Raw genomic sequence first — 19,682 nt, forward strand, 5'->3', positions numbered from 1 at the left:
CCGGGCCGAAGTCGTACACAGGCCGGGTGTGATGGTCACACCCATCCCGGGGGCTGTGGACGACGGGCGGCGCGCGTGGAGGGGGCGCGCGCACACTGGCCCGCATGACGCCGACCGATCTTTCCGCACTGCTGTCCCGGCCCTTCACCCTCGCCGTCGCCGCCCGCCACGGGGTCGGCCGGTCGGTCGTCCGACGCCTGGTGCGCGACGGCGACGTGCGTCGGGTCATACACGGGGTCTACGTCGGCGCGCACGTCGACGACACGCCGGAGGTGCGGGCCCGGGCCGCGGTCATGGTTCTGCCCCGCGGGGCCGTGGTCTGTGGGCGCACCGCGGCGAGGTTGTACGGCGTGCGGGTTCCGGCGCGGCCCCGGACGCAGGCACGGCGCGTGGCACCGATCGAAGTGGTCGTGCCGGTGGGGGCGGCTCTGCCCCGCCGGCACGGCTGCCGGGCGCGGATCATGGCGCTCGGGCCGGGGGAGACGGTGTGGCGGGCCGGGATTCCGGTCACCTCGCCCGCCCGGACCGCCGCGGACCTGGTCCGGACCTCGGATCGGGAGACCGGCGTGGTGGTGCTCGACGGGTTCCTGCGGGCCGGGCTGATCGCGCCCGACGCGTTGTCGGCAATGGTCGAGCGCTACGCCGGACATCCGGGGCGCCATCGGCTCGCCGAGGTGGTGCGGCTGGCCGACGGGCGCAGCGCGGGTGAGGACGAGACCCGGCTGCGGCTGGCGCTGCTCGACGCCGGGGTGCCGGCGGCCGAGGTCGGCTGGGAGATCCGGTCGGCGTTCGGTCGGGTCCTGAAGCGCTTTGCGCTGGCCTGGCCGGGGGCGCGGGTCGGGGTGGAGCTGACCGACGACCGGCAGTGGGTCAGGGCGCGACCTCGGAGCATCGCCGGGCAGAGCTGGCTCGTGTTGCACTGCCCGACGCTCCAGGCGCGCGAGCGGCCGGCGGCCACGGTCGCCCGGATCGGATCGGAGTTGCGGCTGCGGGAGCGGCGAAATCGCGGCGACATCGCCGCGTAGGCGCCGGCATGCTGCGGCGATGAACGTGAACGAGGCAGGGCCGGTGGTCACCGATCGGCTGGAGTTGATCCCGGTCGAGGTCGGTCACGCCGAGGAGATGGCGCGGGTGCTGGGCGATCCGGCGCTGCACACCTTCATCGGTGGTGAGCCGGAGGACGTGGACGCGCTGCGGGCGCGCTACACGCGCTGGGCGAAGGGATCGCCGGATCCCGGCGTGGTCTGGTTGAACCGGGTGATCCGGCTGCGGTCGCGGGGGTCTCTGGTGGGCACGGTCCAGGCCACGGTGGGGCCCGGTCCGGTCGCCGAGGTGGCCTGGGTGGTGGGAACCGCCTGGCAGGGCCGGGGCATCGCCAAGGAGGCGGCGGTCGCGTGGGTGGCCTGGCTCCGGGCCGGAGGCATCGAAGAGATCCGCGCCCACATCCACCCGGCCAACACAGCCTCCGCCGCAGTAGCCGAAGCGGCGTCCCTGACCCCCACCGAAACCTGGCAGCAAGGCGAACAACGCTGGTCCACGACCCGCACGACGCCAACACCCAAGTGAACCCGACCACCCCACCCGGAGCCGCCTCACGCCCCGCCCGGCCACGCTCTCCACCGGCACCCGGCCGAGCCCGGCCGGACTCGACCCACCGACCCCAGAGCCGCCCCAGACCGGCCCCACTGCACCCTCCACCCGTGCCCGAGCCGGTCCCCGGCCGGCCCCACCCACTTGTCCTGAAGTCGTCCACGACTGGCGCTGCCGCCCCCGCCGGCGCGAGGGTGGGTCTGATCGGCTCTGCCCCGCCCTGGAGTATTTCCGCGACCGGCCCTGCTGCGCTGCGCCGCCGGCGCCCGGGTCGGTCCGGCCGGCCGGATCGGACCACCCGGTCTGGAGCTGTTCCGCGACCTGCCCCGCTGCGCTCTCCGCCGGCGCGCGGGTGGGTCGATCGGCCCATCCGCGCCGGAGTTGGCCCATGACTAGCCGCGCTGCGTTCTCCGCCCGCGCCCGGGTGGTCCGGCCTGTGTTCGGACTGCGGCCTCGGTTTGGTGGGGGTTTGTGCTTCCGTGGTGGCTTTTGTATGGGGCTGGTTGAGGGAGGGACGGGCCTCGTGCCGGTTTGGGCCGGCGGGCGGCATGGGGTGGGTGGCTGCCGCTGGGGCTTGCGCCGGCTGCGGGTTGGTTCGGCTGGTGGGGGGTCTACGTTAGGGGCTTTGTGGTGTGGGCCGGGGTTAGTCGTCGCCGGAGACTCTCAGGACCAGGATGGCCATGTCGTCTCGGGCCTGTTCTTCGGCGAATTGTTCGACCGCGCGGTGGATTCGGGCCGCTACCGCGCCGGCGGTCAGGCCCGTGCAGCCGGACAGGACCTCGGCCAGGCCGTCGTCGCCGAGCATGCGGGTGCCCTCGCGGCGTTCGGTGACGCCGTCGGTGACGCAGACCAGGACGTCGCCCGGGTCCAGGTCCACCGTCTCCAGGACCAGGTCGACCTCGTCCAGGACGCCGAGCAGCGGCTGCGGGGTGGCCACCGCGTCGACCGTGCCGTCGGGGCGCAGGCGCAGCGGGAGCGGGTGGCCCGCGGAGACCAGGCTCAGGCGTACGCCGCCGCCGTCGCGGTGGGTCATGTGACCGTGCAGGAGGGTCAGGAACCGGCTGCGCGGGCCCTCGTCCAGGATTGCGGTGTTCAGCCGTTGCAGGACGGCGGGCACCGACAGGCCCTCGCGGGTCAGCAACCGCAGCGCCGTGCGGGCCAGTCCGGTGACCGCGGCGGCCTCGGGGCCGGTGCCGCACACGTCGCCGATGGCGAAGCCCCACTTGTCCTCGCCGATGGTGAACAGGTCGTAGAAGTCGCCGCCGACCTCGTTGCCCTCGCCGGAGGCCTGGTAGACGACCTCGACGTCCACCCCCGGCACCTTGGGCAGTTCCGGCGGCAGCAGGCTGCGCTGGAGGGCCTGGCTGGTCGCGTTGCGCTCCGAGTACAGCCGGGCGTTGTCCATCGCCAACGCGGCGCGGCGGGACAGGTCCTCGGCGAGTTCCAGGGTGTCCCGGCGGAACCGGTCGCCGGCCAGGATGCCGAAGGTCAGCATGCCGATGCCGCGCCCCCGGGCGACCAGCGGCAGCGTGACCGCCTCGCCGGTGACCAGGTCGGTGTGCTCGCGGACCACCTCCGGGTCCAGCGACCGCAGGCCCAGCCAGCGCCGGGCGCCGGGCGTGGGCTGCGCGCGCGGCGCCTCGGCGCGGTCCAGCAGTGCGCGCAGGTCGTCGATCCGCATCTCGTCGGCGTGCCACACCACGCTCAGCACCGGCGCGTGCGACTCGCCGGTGTGTACCGCACACCACGTGCCCAGTCGCGGCACCACGATCTGGGCGATCATGGCCAGCGTCATCTCCGGGTCTAGGGTGCCGGCCAGCAGGTCGGACGCCTCGGCGAGGAAGGACAGCGAGCCGCGCCGGACCCGCTCCAACTCGGACAGGCGCGCGCTCTCCACGGTCAGCGAGACCCGGTCGGCGGCGCGCTGGAGCCGGGCCGCGTCGTCGTTGTCGAAGCGGGCCGCCGACTCCGAGGCGACGCCGAGCGTGCCGGTGAGCCGGCCCTCGACCTTGAGCGGAACGGTCACCGCCGAGCGCATCCGGGTCCCCTGCAGGATCGGCACCGCGTCGGGCCCGGCCTCCAAGTCCTCGTGCACGGCGGGCATCCGGGCCGAGCCGTAACGGCCCACCGAGGTCTCCACCGGCACCCGCGACAGCCGATGCACCGCGCCCGCCAGGCCGGTGGTCGCGCGCACCTCCATCTCGCTCTCGTCGTCGGTGGCCAGCAGCACGAACGCGGCGTCGGCGTCGAGCAGGTCGCGGGCACGTTCGACCGCGCGCTGGAGCAGGTCCTCCAAGCCCAGTCGGTTCAGCCCGTCGATCCCGTCCCATTCGCTGTCCACCGGGATCGCCGCCCCGGCGCGACCACGTGAGGCGTCCCGGTTCTCCAGCAGCGCGCGGGCCTGCGCGGGCACCAGGAGCGCGACCAGCGCGGGGTCGCCGTCGGCGTCGCGCAGCCGCACGTGCGAGGCGAAGACGCGCGTGGCCACCCCGTCGGCGGCGCGCACGTCGTACCCGCCCTGCCAACGGGACAGCTCCAGCATCTCGTCCAGCGTCAGCTCGGTGCCCGGCGTCTGCGGCCAGGCGACCAAGTCGCCCAGCGCCATGCCGATCGCCTCGGTGTCACTCAGACCGAACAACCGGGCCGCCTCGGGGCTCCAGTGGGTCACCTTGCGCGAGGCGTCGGCGTGCACCACCGCCACGCAGACCGGCACCGCGGCGTCGGGCAGCGCGTTGGCGGGCAGCAGCGGCCCGGCCGAACTGGTCGCCGAGACCGGGTCGGGCAGTTCGAGCCGGAACCACACCCGTTTGACGTTCTTGGCGTATTCGACCCCCCACGCCGACGCCAGCGACGCGGACAGGAACAGCCCGCGGCCGCTCTCGTCGCCGTCGTCGAAGCCGGTCGCCGGCTCCGGCAACTCGCGGCTGGGGTAGTGGTCGGTGACCTCGATCTGGACGCCGCCGTCGTAGCGCACGCACGAGACCTCGGCCGAGGTGCCCGCGTGCACGATCGCATTGGTGACCAACTCGCTGGTCAGCAATACGGCATCGTCGACCACGTCGCCGGCGTCCCAGTCGGTGAGCGTCTTGCGGACGAACGAGCGTGCGGCCGCCACGGACCTGCCCTCGGGTGCGAAGGCAGCGCTCATCCGGGCAGTGATGAGCATGCTCGTTCCCTGATCCATACACTCCCGCATCTGCGACGAACGGCGGCTGCGGTGACGAATCCGGCTCCACAGTCCGGCAGATTCGCACCCTATCGGTTTCGGACGATCGGGCGGACCCCTTCCAAACAGTGACGCATCGATCACGATTCCGACAGATGTTCCGTCCGAGCGTGCCATTCGGGCCCGCACTTTCCCGATGACAAGCACCATCCTCCCGGACCGCCTCTGCTCTCAACCCTGTGAGTGAAAGACTGTGGACGGCAAGCGGCCGGAGGCACGGACGGTCGCGGCGAATCGGGTCCGGCGGAGGAAATGCGAGATGGCGAAGGCTTCCCCAGCGCAGGCGCGGACTGCGGCCGTCCGGCAGGGCCGGCACGACGAGCAGGATCTGCGGCGTCTGCTGGCCGCCCTGACCGGCGTCCGTGACGGCAACTTCCGCAAGCGCCTGACGGTCTCCGGCGACGGGATCATGTCCGAGATCGCCGTCGTGTTCAACGACATGGTCGAGCGCAACCAGCACCTGTCCGGCGAGTTGGCCCGGGTGCGTCGGGTGGTCGGTCGAGAGGGCAAGCTGACCGAGCGGCTGGACCCGGGCCCGGGCGAGGGTGCCTGGGCGACGAGCATCGACGCGGCCAACGCGCTCGTCGAGGACCTGGTGCGCCCCACCGTCGAGGTCGGCCGGGTGCTGGCCGCGGTCGCCGAGGGCGATCTGTCCCAGCGCATGGACCTGCGGATCGCCGAACAGCCGCTGCGTGGCGAGTTCCTGCGGATGGGCCGCACCGCCAACGGACTGGTGGACCAGCTCAGCGCGTTCGCCGACGAGGTCACCCGGGTGGCCCGCGAGGTCGGTACCGAGGGCAAGCTCGGCGGGCAGGCCCGGGTGCGCGGCGTCTCCGGCAGCTGGAAGGACCTCACCGACTCGGTCAACACGATGGCCAGCCGATTGACCCTCCAGGTGCGCGACATCGCCCTGGTGACCACCGCCGTGGCCAAGGGGGATCTGTCCCGCACGGTCACCGTCGAGGTGGCCGGCGAGATGCTGGAGCTGAAGGAGACCGTCAACACGATGGTCGACCAGCTCTCCGGCTTCGCCCAGGAGGTGACCCGGGTGGCCCGCGAGGTGGGCACCGAGGGCCGCCTGGGCGGCCAGGCCCGGGTCGAGGGCGTCTCGGGGACCTGGAAGGACCTCACCGACTCGGTCAACATCATGGCGGGCAACCTGACCGCCCAGGTCCGCGACATCGCCCAGGTGACCAAGGCGGTCGCGTACGGCGACCTGTCGCAGACCATCACCGTGTCCGCGCGCGGCGAGATGGCCCAGCTCGCCGAGACGATCAACGCGATGACCGGCACGCTGCGCACGTTCGCCTCCGAGGTGACCCGCGTGGCGCGCGAGGTCGGCTTCGAGGGCCGGCTCGGCGGCCAGGCCCAGGTCCCCGGCGGCGCGGGCATCTGGAAGGACCTGACCGACTCGGTCAACACCGCCTTCTTCAACCTCACCGCGCAGGTCCGCGACATCGCCGGGGTGACCACGGCGGTCGCCCAGGGCGACCTGTCGCAGAAGATCACCGTGGACGTCTCCGGCGAGATGCTGGAGCTCAAGAACACCGTCAACACCATGGTCGGCCAGCTGTCGGCCTTTGCCTCCGAGGTCACCCGAGTCGCCCGCGAGGTGGGCAGCGAGGGCATCCTGGGCGGCCAGGCGCAGGTCTCCGGCGTGGCCGGCACGTGGAAGGACCTGACCGACTCGGTCAACGTGATGGCCGGCAACCTGACCGGCCAGGTCCGCAACATCGCCCAGGTCTCCACGGCCGTGGCCCGGGGCGACCTGTCGCAGAAGATCACGGTCGACGTCTCCGGCGAGATGCTGGAGCTCAAGAACACCGTGAACACCATGGTGGACCAGCTGTCCGCGTTCGCCTCCGAGGTCACCCGGGTCGCCCGCGAGGTCGGCGGCGAGGGCCGGCTCGGCGGCCAGGCCCGGGTGGTGCCGGGCGTTGCGGGTGTGTGGCTCGACCTCACCGACTCGGTGAACTTCATGGCGGGCAACCTCACCGCCCAGGTCCGCAACATCGCCGAGGTGACCACGGCGGTCGCGCGCGGCGACCTGTCCAAAAAGATCGACGTGGACGCCCGGGGCGAGATCCTGGAGGTCAAGAACACCGTCAACACGATGGTCGACCAGCTCTCCGCGTTCGCCGACGAGGTCACCCGCGTGGCCCGCGAGGTGGGCACCGAGGGCCGACTGGGCGGTCAGGCCCAGGTGCTCGGGGTGGCCGGGGTGTGGCGCGACCTGACCTACTCGGTCAACTCGATGGCCGGAAACCTCACCGAACAGGTGCGTAGCCTGGGCCAGGTGACCACCGCCGTGGCCCGCGGCGACCTGTCGCAGAAGATCACGGTGGACGCCCGAGGCGAGATCCTCGAACTCAAGAACACCGTGAACACCATGGTCGACCAGCTCTCCGGCTTCGCCGACGAGGTCACCCGGGTGGCCCGCGAGGTGGGTACCGAGGGCCGCCTCGGCGGACAGGCCGACGTCAAGGGTGTCTCCGGCACCTGGAAGGACCTCACCGAGTCGGTCAACGTGATGGCCGGCAACCTGACCGGCCAGGTGCGCAGCATCGCCGACGTGACCACGGCGGTGGCCACGGGCGATCTGTCCAAGAAGATCACCGTCGACGCCCGGGGCGAGATCCTGGAGCTGAAGGAGACCGTCAACACGATGGTCGACCAGCTCTCCGCGTTCGCCGACGAGGTGACCCGGGTGGCCCGCGAGGTGGGTACCGAGGGCCGACTCGGCGGGCAGGCGCGGGTGCGCGGGGTCTCCGGCATCTGGAAGGACCTGACCGACAACGTCAACGTCATGGCCAACAACCTGACGTCCCAGGTGCGCAACATCGCCCAGGTGGCCACCGCCGTCGCCGACGGCGACCTGTCCCAGAAGAGCACCGTCGAGGCCAAGGGCGAGATGGCGGGCCTGGCGGGCACGATCAACACGATGGTCGACACGCTGCGCGCGTTCGCCGACGAGGTCACCCGGGTGGCCCGCGAGGTGGGCACCGAGGGCATCCTGGGCGGCCAGGCACACGTGCCCGGCGTCTCGGGCACCTGGAAGGACCTGACCGACAACGTCAACTCGATGGCGGACAACCTCACCGGCCAGGTCCGCAACATCGCCAAGGTGACCACCGCGATCGCCGGCGGCGACCTGTCGCAGAAGATCGACGTGGACGCGCGCGGCGAGATGCTGGAGCTCAAGACCACCATCAACACCATGGTCGACCAGCTCTCGGCGTTCGCCGGCGAAGTCACGCGCGTGGCGCGCGAGGTGGGCACGGAGGGCATGCTGGGCGGCCAGGCCGAGGTCGAGGGCGTCTCCGGTACCTGGAAGCAACTCACCGAGAACGTCAACGAGTTGGCCGGCAACCTGACCCGCCAGGTGCGGGCCATCGCCGAGGTCGCCACCGCCGTGACCCGGGGCGACCTGTCGTTGCAGATCGCGGTGGACGCGTCCGGAGAGCTCGACGAGCTCAAGGACAACATCAACCAGATGATCTACAACCTGCGCGAGACCACCCGGGCCAACCGGGAGCAGGACTGGCTCAAGACCAACCTGGCCCGGATCTCCGGTCTCATGCAGGGCCGTCGCGACCTGATGGCGGTCGCCGCGCTGATCATGAGCGAGCTGACCCCGGTCGTGGACGCCCAGCACGGCGCCTTCTTCCTGGCCGAGTTGACCCAGGAGGACGTGGTCGAGCTGCGGCTGATCGCCTCCTACGGCTACCAGGACGGCGGCGGCGTGCCCACCCGCTTCCGGCTCGGCCAGTCGCTGGTCGGCCAGGCCGCGCTGGAGAAGCGCTCGATCCTGATCCTGGACGCGCCGCCCGGCTACATCAAGATCGCCTCCGGTCTGGGTGAGGCCGCCCCGGCGAACGTGATCGTGCTGCCGGTGCTGTTCGAGGACCAGCTGCTCGGCGTGCTCGAACTCGCCTCCTTCCGCCCGTTCACCAAGGTGCACCGCAACTTCCTGGAGCAGCTGAACGAGCAGATCGGGGTCACGGTCAACACGATCATGGCCAACTCGCGCACCGAGATGCTGCTCGCCGAGTCGCAGCGACTGACCGAGGAACTCCAGGAACGGTCCGAGGAGTTGCAGCGCCAGCAGGGCGAGCTGCGGCACTCCAACGCCGAGTTGGAGGACAAGGCGGCGCTGCTCGCCCGGCAGAACCGGGACATCGAGATCAAGAACCGGGAGATCGAACAGGCCCGGCAGGCGCTGGAGGAGCGGGCCGAGCAGCTCGCGCTGTCCTCCAAGTACAAGTCCGAGTTCCTGGCCAACATGTCGCACGAGCTCCGCACCCCGCTGAACAGCCTGCTGATCCTGGCCAAGTTGCTCGCCGACAACGTCGAGGGCAACCTGACCCGCAAGCAGGTCGAGTTCGCCGAGACCATCCACGGCGCCGGATCCGACCTGCTCCAGCTGATCAACGACATCCTGGACCTGTCCAAGGTGCAGGCCGGGAAGATGGATGTGCGTCCCGCGCGGATCGCGCTGGCCCAGCTGATGGACTACGTCGAGGCCACCATCCGCCCGCTGACCTCGGAGAAGAACCTCGAGTTCACGGTGCACGTCTCGCCCGCGGTGCCCGGGATCCTGTTCACCGACGAGCAGCGGCTGCAACAGGTGTTGCGCAACCTGCTCTCCAACGCGGTCAAGTTCACCGACTCCGGCTCGGTCGAGGTGTTGATCACGCTCACCGACGACATCCCGCTGACCAACACCGAGTTGGACAACGCGGAGCACGCGGTGGCCTTCTCGGTGATCGACACCGGCATCGGCATCGCGGTGGACAAGCTCAAGGTGATCTTCGAGGCGTTCCAGCAGGCCGACGGCACCACCAGCCGCCGCTACGGCGGCACGGGCCTGGGCCTGTCGATCAGCCGGGAGATCGCCTGGCTGCTCGGCGGCGAGATCCACGCGGAGAGCATGCCGGGACGCGGCAGCACGTTCACCCTCTACCTCCCGCTGGACAGCGTCCTGGTCCCGGGCGACGAGATCGGCCACGACCGCGACATCGAGTTGCCGCCGACCCCGTACCGGGCGGCGCTGCCCGCCGCGGCGCCGTCCACCCCGCTGCTCAGCGACGCACCGGAGTTGCCCGGGGAGGGGGAGGACGAGCCCGACGACACGGGCGAGGCGGCGCCGCGCCGGGTCCTGGTGGTGGAGACGCCGCAGTCCGACGGCGCGCCGCTGAGCACCGCGCTGGCCGGGCTCGACGGGCAGATCGACCTGAGCACCGCCGCCGACGAGGGCGAGGCGGTGCGCCTGCTCGCCGAGGCGCCGCCCGCGTGCCTGGTGGTGGACCTGCGGCTGCCCGACGAGGGCGCGTGGCAGGTGCTCGACGCGGTCGCCTCGCGGAACGAATTGCAGAGCCTGCCGGTCGTGGTGCACGTTCCGGCCCGCCCGACCCGCTCCGAGTCGGGCCGGCTGCGCGGCTACCGGCGCCGGATCGTGCTGCTCCAGCGGGTCTCCACCCCCGACGCGCTGGCCCGGGCGGTGCTGGGCGCCACCGGGCCGGTGCGGGCCGACCACACCGGCCCCGTCAAGCCGGTGGTCGAGCCGTTCGAGGGCACCTTCGACGGCGAGCGGGTGTTGATCGTCGACGACGACGTGCGCAACGTGTTCGCGTTGACCAGCGTGCTGGAGCAGTACGGACTCAGCGTGCTGTACGCGGAGAACGGCCGCGAGGGCATCGAAGTGCTCCAGGGACACGACGACATCGCGATCGTGCTGATGGACGTGATGATGCCGGAGATGGACGGATACGCCACCACGTCGGCGATTCGCCGGATGCCGCAGTACGCGGGGTTGCCGATCATCGCGTTGACCGCCAAGGCGATGAAGGGGGATCAGGAGAAGAGCATCGACTCCGGCGCCTCCGACTACGTGGCCAAGCCGGTCGACACGCGGCACTTGTTGGGACTCATCCGCACTTGGCTCGACCACTAGTTCGCTTCTCGGGTGGCAAGCACCACATGATGGAACCCGTATGGTCGAACCGGCGTTGAAGGGGTGGAGGGGTCGATGGGGTGTTGTCGCAACCGTAGGTCGGGCTGTGGTGACACCATGCGGTCGTCTGTTCCGGAATACCTGCCGAGCCGATCGCCTGGCCACTACCATGACCGGGACGAGCATCACCCGGAACGTGTGCTCGACCGGCGTGGAGTGCGTCGGGGCGATCTCGGCCGACGGTGTGCCGGGCCGAACCGTGTCGATCGAGGCCGTGTCATTCTGGGCAGCGTCAGCAGTGCCGGCAGTGTCAACCAGGCAAACCGAAAACATGCACAAGGACGAGTGGAGCCGACCGATACGCGGGGTCACCCACCGTGTCGGATCGAAGAGGGTGGGCCATGACGGAGAAGGCCAAGATCCTCCTGGTCGATGACCGTCAGGAGAATCTGCTCGCCCTGGAGGCGATCCTGTCCGCGCTGGACCAGACCCTGGTTCGGGCGCACTCGGGCGAGGAAGCCCTCAAGGCGCTGCTCACAGACGAGTTCGCGGTGATTCTGCTCGACGTCCAGATGCCCGGAATGGACGGGTTCGAGACGGCCGCGCACATCAAGCGGCGGGAGAAGACCCGCGATATCCCGATCATCTTCCTGACCGCGATCAACCACGGCCCGCACCACACCTTCCGCGGTTACGCGGCCGGTGCGGTCGACTACATCTCCAAGCCCTTCGACCCGTGGGTGCTGCGCGCCAAGGTCTCGGTCTTCGTGGACCTGTACAAGAAGAACTGCCAGTTGCGCGAGCAGGCCACGCTGCTGCGCGGGCGCCTGGAGGGGCCCGCCGGCGGCGACCGGGCCGGGGCGGACGTGATCGCGGAGTTGTCCACCCGGTTGGCCGCGGTCGAGGAGCAGGCCGACGGCATGGCCAAGCAGGTCGAGTCGACCGACGACCCGATCCTGGCCGCCTCCGCGGTGCAACTGCGCCGCCGGGTGGCCCGGATGCGCGCCGCGCTCGACGCCCTCGCGCCGGCCACGGCCGGCCACGGCGGACCCCCGCTGGTCCCGGCCCCGGACAAGGGCGAGGCGGCCGGCTGACCCCGGAGCGCCCGCGCGGACCGGACCGTCGACGACGGCCCGGTCCGACACGGCGCGCGCTCCGGGCCGGGACGCATGAGGTGGAGAGGGTCCACCGGTAACCTCGGGACATGGCCACACGTGCGTCCGGCGGCGGAGCGCAACCGCGCACGGCCGCGAAGAAGAAGGCTCCCGCCAAGAAGGCGGCCCCACCCCCACCTCCCCCGCCGAAACTGCTCGGTGGGGTGCCCGCGTTGCTCGGGAAGGCGCTCAAGGGGCTGTGGCTGGGGCTGGCGCACGCGTTCGGTTCGCTCGCGCGGGGCATCGGCTCCGGCGCGCGCGGACTCGACCCCGCGCATCGTCGGGACGGGCTGGGGCTGGCCCTGCTCGGCCTGGCGATAGTGATCGCCGCGGGCGCGTGGGGCACCATCGACGGCGCGGTCGGCGAGGGGGTCAACGCGGTCGTCGCGGGCCTGGTCGGCCGACTGGACGTGCTGGTGCCGTTCCTGGTCGGCGCGTTGGGCGTGCGGGTGATGCGCCATCCCGACCAGAAGGACGCCACCGGGCGGATCGTGATCGGCTGTACGGCGCTGGTGTGCGCGGTGCTCGGGCTGATCCACGTCGGGTGCGGGACGCCGCAGCCCGGTGACGGTGCGGCGGCGATGCGCGACGCGGGCGGGCTGGTCGGCTGGGCGTTCGCGACGCCGCCGGTGCACCTGGTCACCCGGTGGGTCGCGGTGCCACTGCTGGTGCTGCTGATCGTGTTCGGGCTGCTCGTGGTCACCGCGACGCCGATCAACGCGGCGCCGGAACGCCTCGGAGTCTTCCTCGGCTTCATCGAGGGCCCCGAGCCGGAGCCGTACGACGAGGACGACGACCGCCCGAGCGGGTTCGCCGGCTTCGACGAGGACGACGAGCCCGCGCCGGCGCCGGTGCGCAAACCCCGACCGCGCCGCCGGCCGAGCCCGGCCGGCAAAACCGGCCATCCGGACGCGGTCGACGTGGCCGCGGCCGCCGCCGCGGCGCTGGACGCGGGCGACGCCGGCCTGGTCGTCCCGCCCGCCCGCTCGCGCAAGGCCGCCGCCGCCCGGGTGGTGACCGATCTGCGGGCCCGCGCCGCCGACGCCCCGGCGCACACCCCCGCGCCGCCGCGCAGCGAGCAACTCAGGCTCTCCGGTGACATCACCTACCACCTGCCCGGCCCCGCACTGCTGCGCAAGGGCCCGCCCGCCAAGGCCCGCAGCAAGGCCAACGACGACGTGGTCGCGGCGCTGTCCAAGGTGTTCGAGCAGTTCAACGTCGACGCGCAGGTCACCGGCTTCTCCCGGGGCCCGACGGTGACCCGCTACGTGATCGAGCTGGGCCCGGCGGTCAAGGTGGAGCGGATCACCGCGCTGGCCAAGAACATCGCCTACGCCGTGGCCAGCCCGGATGTACGGATCATCAGCCCGATCCCCGGCAAGTCCGCGGTGGGCATCGAGATCCCCAACACCGACCGCGAGATGGTCAGCCTCGGCGACATCCTGGCCTCCGACACCGCCGCCGGCGACGCGCACCCGATGATCGCCGCGCTGGGCAAGGACGTCGAGGGCAACGACGTGGTGGCCAACCTGGCCAAGATGCCGCACCTCCTTGTGGCGGGCGCCACCGGCGCGGGCAAGTCGAGCTGCATCAACGGCCTGATCACCTCGATCATGATGCGCGCCACGCCGGAGGAGGTGCGGATGGTGCTGGTCGACCCCAAACGGGTCGAACTCACCACCTACGAGGGCATTCCACACCTGATCACGCCGATCATCACCAACCCGAAGAAGGCCGCCGAGGCGTTGCAGTGGGTCGTGCGCGAGATGGACATGCGCTACGACGACCTGGCCAACTTCGGCTTCCGGCACGTCGACGACTTCAACGTCGCGGTGCGCGCCGGCAAGCTGAAGGTGCCGCCGGGCAGCGAGCGCGACATCCAGCCCTACCCGTACCTGCTGGTGATCGTCGACGAGTTGGCCGACCTGATGATGGTCGCGCCGCGCGACGTCGAGGACTCGATCGTGCGGATCACCCAGCTCGCCCGTGCCGCGGGCATCCACCTCGTGCTGGCCACCCAGCGGCCCAGCGTGGACGTGGTCACCGGTCTGATCAAGGCCAACGTGCCCTCGCGGCTCGCGTTCGCCACCTCCTCGCTGGCGGACAGCCGGGTCATCCTGGACCAGCCCGGCGCGGAGAAGCTGATCGGCAAGGGCGACGCGCTGTTCCTGCCGATGGGCGCGAGCAAGCCGATCCGGATGCAGGGCGCCTACGTCACCGAGGAGGAGATCGAGGCGATCGCCCGGCACTGCAAGGAGCAGTTGCAGCCGGAGTACCGCGACGAGGTCACCGCGGGACCGGATCGCAAGAAGCAGGTGGACGAGGACGTCGGCGACGACCTCGACCTGCTCTGCCAGGCGGTCGAACTGGTGGTGTCCACCCAGTTCGGCTCGACCTCGATGCTCCAGCGCAAGCTGCGCGTCGGCTTCGCCAAGGCGGGCCGGCTGATGGATCTGATGGAGAGCCGGGACATCGTCGGACCGAGCGAGGGCTCCAAGGCGCGCGAGGTGTTGATCAAACCGGATGAAATCGAGCAGGTTATGGCCACGTTGCGCGGAGAATGATCTGACTTAAGTGATGATTGGTGTCAGTCGTGATGAATGACGCATAAGGGGCGAAAAGTGTCGATCGGTCAGAGCCTCGCCGAGGCGCGCGTACGGGCCGGTCTCACCGTGGAACGGCTCAGTGAGGTCACCCGGATCCGACAGGTCGTCATCGAAGGAATCGAACACGACGACTTCGAGCCGTGCGGGGGCGACTTCTACGCTCGTGGCCACATTCGCACCCTGGCGCGTGCCACGGGCCTGGAACCCGCGCCGCTGATCGCCGAGTACGACCACACCGTCGGCGGCACGAGCACCCCCCGGCCCACCGAGATCTTCGACTCGCCGCGCAAGTCGATCGAATACCGCCGCCCCAACTGGACCCTGGCCATGGGCGTCGCCGTGGTCATCGTGCTGATCTTCGCCTTCGTACAACTCGCCGGCGGCCGGGCCGACGACGACGAGAAGGAGACCGCGTCCCGGGTCGCCCCGACCACCGCCGCCCCCGCGGCACCGGCCCCGCCGCCCCCGCCGCCGTCCTCGGCCGCGCCGGAGAGCAAGGCGCCGGCATTCCCGCCCGGCGTCGTGGTCACCATCACCGCCGTCGACGGGCGCAGTTGGATCCGCGCGTTCGACTCCAGGGACAGGCAGATCCTGGAGACAATCCTGGACAAGGGTGAGGCCAAGACCTTCGAGGACCCCGCACAGCTGCAGGTCCAGGTCGGCAATTCGGGCGCCGCGCGACTGAACGTCAACGGCCGCGACCTGGGCCCGGCGGGCGAGGACGGCGAGGTGGTCAACCGCACGTTCGTCCCCGGCGACCCCATCCCGCAGATGCGGACGAGCGCGTCGGCGACCCCGTCGCCCCGGTGACCGGGCATCGTGACCTCCCCGGAACCATCCGACGCTTCCCTGCGTCCGGTCCACGTCCGCGCCTGACGTAGGCTTTCCGGCATGTCCGCCCGCGATACCACCCGCCCCGCCGCCCCGGCCGAGAGCCCCGCCGCCCTGCGCACCGTCGCCCTGGTCACCCTCGGCTGCGCCCGCAACGAGGTGGACTCCGAGGAACTCGCCGGCCGGCTCGAGGCCGACGGGTGGGCCCTCGTCGAGGACGCCGCGGACGCCTCCGTCGTCATGGTCAACACCTGCGGATTCGTCGAGTCCGCCAAGAAGGACTCGATCGACACCGTCCTGGAGGCCGCCGACCTCAAGGGCGACGGCCGCACCCAGGCCGTGGTGGCGGTCGGCTGCCTGGCCGAGCGCTACGGCGACCAGCTCGCGGGCGCGCTGCCCGAGGCCGACGCCGTGCTCGGCTTCGACGACTACGGCGACATCTCCGGCCGGCTGCGCTCGATCCTGGCCGGCGAGAGCCACATCCCGCACGCGCCCCGCGACCGCCGCGCACTGCTGCCGATCACCCCCGTCGAGCGCCAGGCCGCCGACGTCGCGGTGCCCGGCCACGGCATCCCCGAGGATCTGCCCGAGGGCGTCGCGCCCGCCTCCGGGCCGCGCGCCCTGCGCCGCAGGCTCGGTTCGGGGCCGGTGGCCTCGCTCAAGCTCGCCTCCGGCTGCGACCGCCGCTGCTCGTTCTGCGCCATCCCCTCCTTCCGCGGCTCGTTCCTGTCCCGCCGCCCCTCCGACGTGCTCGCCGAGGCCCGCTGGCTGGCCGAGCAGGGCGTCCGCGAGATCGTCCTGGTCAGCGAGAACTCCACGTCCTACGGCAAGGACCTGGGCGACCTGCGTCTGCTGGAGACGCTGCTGCCGGAACTGGTCGCCGTCGAGGGCATCGAGCGGGTCCGGGTCAACTACCTCCAGCCCGCCGAGATGCGCCCGACGCTGATCGACGTGATCACCGGCACGCCCGGCGTCGCGCCCTACTTCGACCTGTCCTTCCAGCACGCCTCCGAGCCGGTGCTGCGCCGGATGCGTCGATTCGGCTCGGTCGAGGCGTTCGTCACCCTCATGGAGCAGATCCGGGCCAAGGCCCCCGAGGCCGGCGCCCGATCGAACTTCATCGTCGGCTTCCCCGGCGAGACCGAGCAGGACGTGGACGACCTGGAGCGTTTCCTGATCGCCGCCCGGCTCGACGCGATCGGCGTGTTCGGCTACTCCGACGAGGACGGCACCGAGGCGGCGAACTATCCCGACAAGCTCGACGCCGACGTGATCGAGGCCCGCGTGCAGCGGATCTCCCGGCTCGCCGAGGAACTGGTCGCACAACGCGCCGAGGACCGGATCGGCACCGAGATCGTCGTGCTGATCGAGGAACTCGGCGAGGACGGCAGCGCCGAGGGCCACGCGGCCCACCAGGCCCCCGAGACCGACGGCTCGACCACGGTGGTCGGCGAGGGCCTGCGCGTGGGCGACTTCGTCCGAGTCCGGGTCACCGACAGCGAGGGCGCCGACCTGTACGGCGAGGCGATCGACGTGATCGTGCGCGGGGGCGATCGGTGACGGCCGAACCGGCACCGCCGCGCCGGCGCCCGGCCGAGGCCGTTCGGGCCGCCGCCGCCAACCACCCGCCGAAGCCCGACCGCCTCGGCGACCCCACCACCTCCGTCAGCGCCTGGAACGCCGCCAACGCGCTCACGCTGATGCGGGTGGCCCTGGTGCCGGTCTTCGTCACCCTGCTGCTTCAGGACGGCGGCCACGACCCCGCCTGGCGCGCCTGGGCCTGGGCCGCGTTCACCGTGGCCAGCATCAGCGACCTGTTCGACGGCAAGCTCGCCCGGATGCACAACCTGGTCACCGACTTCGGCAAACTCGTCGACCCGATTGCCGACAAGGCGCTGATGGGCGCCGCGTTGATCAGCCTGTCCGCGCTCGGCGACCTGCCCTGGTGGGTCACCCTGGTGGTGCTCGCCCGGGAGATCGGCATCACCCTGCTGCGCTTTTGGGTGATCCGCCACGGCGTGATCCCGGCCAGCCGGGGCGGCAAGGCCAAGACCATGCTCCAGGGCAGCGCGATCGGGATGTACACACTGGTCATGACCGGCCCGCTGGCCAGCACCCGGGCCTGGATCATGGCGGCCGCGGTCATCGTTACCGTGGTGACCGGCCTGGACTACATCGTCAAGGCCGTACGACTGCGACGCGGCACCCCGGTGCCCGCCGGACAGGGCTGACCGTCGGGACGAATCCCGACCACGGGGGAAGCGGGGAAGCGGGACCATGCGCGAATTGAAGATCGAACTCGTCGCGGTGGGGGACGAGTTGCTGGTCGGCGACGTGGAGAACACGAATGCCGGCACGCTCGGCCGCCGACTCACCGCCGCCGGTCTGCGGGTGAGTGGGGTGTCCACGGTGGGCGACGGCCTCGACGCGATGATCGACGTCCTCACCCAGGCCGTCCGGCGCGCCGACGCGGTGATCGTCTCCGGCGGCCTCGGCCCCACCTCCGACGACCGCACCCGCGAGGCGATCGCCGCCGTCGCCGGTGTGCCGTTGCGCCGCGACCCGGCGATCGAGGACTGGCTGCGCCGGCGCTACCGGGGCCTGAACCGCACCCTCACCGCGCTCGGCCTCCAGCAGGCCGACGTCCCCGAGGGCGGGCGCAGCCTGCCCAACGCGAACGGCAGCGCGCCCGGCATCGCGGTGGTGATCGGCGACGTGGCGGTCTACGCGATCCCCGGCCCGCCGCACGAGATGATCGCGATGACCGAGGAGCAGGTCCTGCCCGACCTGCTGCGCCGCGCGGGCGAGCCGCCGACGCGTGCGCAGCGCCAACTGCTCACCGCCTCGATCGGCGAGGGGGTGATCGCCGCGATGCTCGAACCGCTGGAGAAGGAACTCGCCCGGGACGGCGCGGTCGAGGTCGCCTACCTGGCCACCGCCGGACAGACCCGGGTCAAGCTCACCTCCGCCACACCCGGCGGCGCCGCCGAGGTGGACGCCGCCGCCGCGCGGGCGCGCGAACTGCTCGGCGGGTGTGTCTACGGCGAGGCCGGCGACACCCTCGCCGGCGTGGTGCTCGACCTGCTGCGCGGGCGCGACGCCACCGTCGCGGTGGCCGAATCGCTCACCGGCGGCCTGATCGCCGCCGAGCTGACCTCGGTGCCCGGCGCGTCCGCGAGCGTGCGCGGCTCGGTCACCGCGTACGCCACCGACCTCAAGGGCTCGGTGCTCGGCGTGGACGCCGATCTGCTCGCCGCGGAGGGCGCGGTTCACCCGGACGTGGCCGCGCGCATGGCCGAGGGTGTGCGCGACGTCATGTCGGGTACGTACGGGGTGGCCACGACGGGGGTCGCCGGTCCGGACCCCCAGGACGGAAAGCCCGTGGGCACCGTATACATCGCGGTGGCCGGCCCCGAGGGAACAATCGTGCTCTCCCTGCTGTTCTCGGGCAGTCGGGGCAGGATCCGCGAGATGACCACGGTCCGTGCGCTCGACCTGCTCCGGTGTGTGGTGGCCGGCCTGCCGGCCGAGCAGGACCCGGCGTGTACGGGGTGACCGGGCCCGCCGATCGGCCGACGAGACCATGGCGGCCGGGCGTCCGGGGAAGATACGAAAGGCCGGCCGAGGACGTGCTGCGAATCGAGGTGGGAGTGAACCGGAACGCCTATGGACCCTGGGGACCCCCGCCGTCAAGGTTCCACGCCCTGAGTGAACAGGACGGCAAGGCGGGCACACCCGCACGGTCGGGCAGGTACGGTGGGGCTGTGACCCCCCGAGCCGCCCTAGGAGGGAGCGACCGATGATCCTGCTCCGTCGCCTGCTGGGTGACGTGCTGCGGCGCCAGCGCCAGCGTCAGGGTCGCACCCTGCGCGAGGTTTCGTCCTCAGCCCGGGTATCCCTTGGCTACCTGTCCGAGGTCGAGCGCGGCCAGAAGGAAGCCTCGTCCGAACTGCTCGCCGCGATCTGCGACGCGCTGGACGTGCGCATGTCCGTGCTCATGCGGGAGGTCAGCGACGAGCTGGCCCTCGCCGAGCTGGCCTCGGCCGAGGCGATGCGCCCGGTCCTGGAGCCGGTGGGTGCCGGCTTCACGCCGAACGAGCGCGCCACCGAGCGTCAGAACAACGACCGGACGTCGGGCGCCGCCCCGATCGCCGGCGACAACGCGGTGAGCGTGGTGGTGGCGGCCTGAGCCGCGTCCGCGCGCCGGGCACCCGCCGGGTGTCGCGCACCGGACACCGGGCCCGATCGACCCGAACACGACACCGAGGCCCCGTCCCTGTTATCGGGAGACGGGGCCTCGGCATGGGCGGGACCGACGGGCG

Annotated in this window: 11 protein-coding genes; 10 read left to right on the forward strand and 1 reads right to left on the reverse strand. The window is 71.7% G+C overall.

The window, feature by feature from the left end:
* The first annotated feature begins 104 nt into the window (after positions 1-104).
* Together ACWGR4_RS32805 and ACWGR4_RS32810 are read left to right on the forward strand one after the other, a co-directional pair.
* The gene (locus ACWGR4_RS32805; RefSeq protein WP_452129351.1) at positions 105-1,025 is read left to right on the forward strand and encodes a type IV toxin-antitoxin system AbiEi family antitoxin domain-containing protein; all 921 of its coding nucleotides are present in this window, start codon (positions 105-107) and stop codon (positions 1,023-1,025) included.
* A gap of 19 nt (positions 1,026-1,044) precedes the next feature.
* Positions 1,045-1,566 (forward strand): GNAT family N-acetyltransferase, encoded by a 522-nt coding sequence (locus ACWGR4_RS32810; RefSeq protein ID WP_452129350.1) that lies wholly within the window; start codon positions 1,045-1,047, stop codon positions 1,564-1,566.
* Between the two features lie 667 nt (positions 1,567-2,233).
* Here ACWGR4_RS32810 and ACWGR4_RS32815 read toward each other — a convergent pair.
* Positions 2,234-4,756 (reverse strand): SpoIIE family protein phosphatase, encoded by a 2,523-nt coding sequence (locus ACWGR4_RS32815; protein ID WP_452129349.1) that lies wholly within the window; start codon positions 4,754-4,756, stop codon positions 2,234-2,236.
* Between the two features lie 319 nt (positions 4,757-5,075).
* On the opposite strand from ACWGR4_RS32815, the gene ACWGR4_RS32820 reads away from it, so the two are divergent.
* From ACWGR4_RS32820 to ACWGR4_RS32855, 8 genes are all read left to right on the forward strand, one after another.
* Positions 5,076-10,769: a HAMP domain-containing protein gene (locus ACWGR4_RS32820; RefSeq protein ID WP_452129348.1), complete on the forward strand. Its 5,694-nt coding sequence runs from the start codon at positions 5,076-5,078 to the stop codon at positions 10,767-10,769.
* A gap of 401 nt (positions 10,770-11,170) precedes the next feature.
* Positions 11,171-11,863: a response regulator gene (locus ACWGR4_RS32825; protein WP_380003118.1), complete on the forward strand. Its 693-nt coding sequence runs from the start codon at positions 11,171-11,173 to the stop codon at positions 11,861-11,863.
* Between the two features lie 110 nt (positions 11,864-11,973).
* On the forward strand, positions 11,974-14,487 hold the full coding sequence (locus ACWGR4_RS32830) for a DNA translocase FtsK (RefSeq protein ID WP_452129347.1): 2,514 nt from the start codon (positions 11,974-11,976) through the stop codon (positions 14,485-14,487).
* A 57-nt stretch (positions 14,488-14,544) separates the two neighbouring features.
* Complete coding sequence (locus ACWGR4_RS32835; protein ID WP_452129346.1) at positions 14,545-15,339, forward strand: helix-turn-helix domain-containing protein; 795 nt, start codon at positions 14,545-14,547, stop codon at positions 15,337-15,339.
* A gap of 81 nt (positions 15,340-15,420) precedes the next feature.
* Complete coding sequence (rimO, locus tag ACWGR4_RS32840; protein ID WP_380003122.1) at positions 15,421-16,920, forward strand: 30S ribosomal protein S12 methylthiotransferase RimO; 1,500 nt, start codon at positions 15,421-15,423, stop codon at positions 16,918-16,920.
* Positions 16,917-17,591, forward strand: a complete 675-nt coding sequence (pgsA, locus tag ACWGR4_RS32845; RefSeq protein ID WP_126638402.1) for a CDP-diacylglycerol--glycerol-3-phosphate 3-phosphatidyltransferase — start codon at positions 16,917-16,919, stop codon at positions 17,589-17,591. Before rimO ends, pgsA begins: the two co-directional genes overlap by 4 nt.
* Positions 17,592-17,637: 46 nt before the next feature.
* Positions 17,638-18,915, forward strand: a complete 1,278-nt coding sequence (locus ACWGR4_RS32850) for a CinA family nicotinamide mononucleotide deamidase-related protein (RefSeq protein ID WP_452129345.1) — start codon at positions 17,638-17,640, stop codon at positions 18,913-18,915.
* A 244-nt stretch (positions 18,916-19,159) separates the two neighbouring features.
* Complete coding sequence (locus tag ACWGR4_RS32855) at positions 19,160-19,549, forward strand: helix-turn-helix domain-containing protein (RefSeq protein WP_078977475.1); 390 nt, start codon at positions 19,160-19,162, stop codon at positions 19,547-19,549.
* Positions 19,550-19,682 lie beyond the last annotated feature (133 nt).

It is taken from the genome of Embleya sp. NPDC055664 (assembly GCF_053618075.1).